At 31.3% G+C, this 739-nt stretch carries 1 protein-coding gene; it reads right to left on the bottom strand.

Translation table 11 applies throughout. From position 1 onward, the window contains the following. Positions 1-32 precede the first annotated feature (32 nt). Positions 33-635 carry an energy transducer TonB gene (locus tag ACE1ET_RS20585; RefSeq protein ID WP_375730312.1) on the bottom strand — a complete coding sequence of 201 codons (603 nt, stop codon included), beginning with the start codon at positions 633-635 and terminating at the stop codon, positions 33-35. Positions 636-739 lie beyond the last annotated feature (104 nt).

Here is a 739-nt window from a genome sequence, read left to right as displayed (position 1 = left end):
CATGCACTATGACCGCGTGTTGTACCTCGTTTTTATTCACAGCTAAAATTCTCAATCAATTCATCAAGAATTATATCTTTAATCTTTAAAGAATTATAGTTACAATAGATAAATCTATACCAACAATTAAACTCATCTTCAGTCATTTTGTATTTTTTTTGAAGTAGTCTTGATAGTTCTTTTTTACCTCTTCTAGACCAATATTTTGAAGGTTTTGCATTTTCTCTAACTTGTGTATTTTCTAATTTGAAATCAATAGGTAAAAGATATTTACAACTGACCTTATTTATATAACGTTCTGCTGGCTCCCAGACTGGCATATGTTTAACAAGGTTTATTACAATGCTGTCAATATCATTGTGTAAACCTTTTAAAATTTTGATATTTTTAATTTTACCTTTCTCGTCTACGATAAATGAGACTATTACTTTACCTTCAGTGCTGTCAAATCTAGCTTTTTCAGTATAAATCGCATATGTATTTATAAATTTCTTTAATTGACTATATCCTCCAGGGAATGAAGGCATTTTTGAATATCGTGTGATGGTATAATTAAAATCTGACTCAATAGTATCAATTTGAGCAAATGCTGGAATTGATAAAACCAATATGATAAAATAGAGAATAATCTTCATTAAAAAGTCTTTTCTAAAATGAGGTACAACGTTCCCGCGGTATGGTGTCGTGCGGTTGACTGTCCCACGAAGTGGAGACTGTCAAGCCGAAAACGACGGCATAC

It is taken from the genome of Quyinboa mangrovi, from assembly GCF_042219825.1.
Classification (GTDB): domain Bacteria; phylum Bacteroidota; class Bacteroidia; order Bacteroidales; family UBA5342; genus JBHJHP01.
The sequence above is the reverse complement of the archived record's forward strand: the minus strand, read 5'-3'. Positions and strand labels throughout refer to the sequence as shown.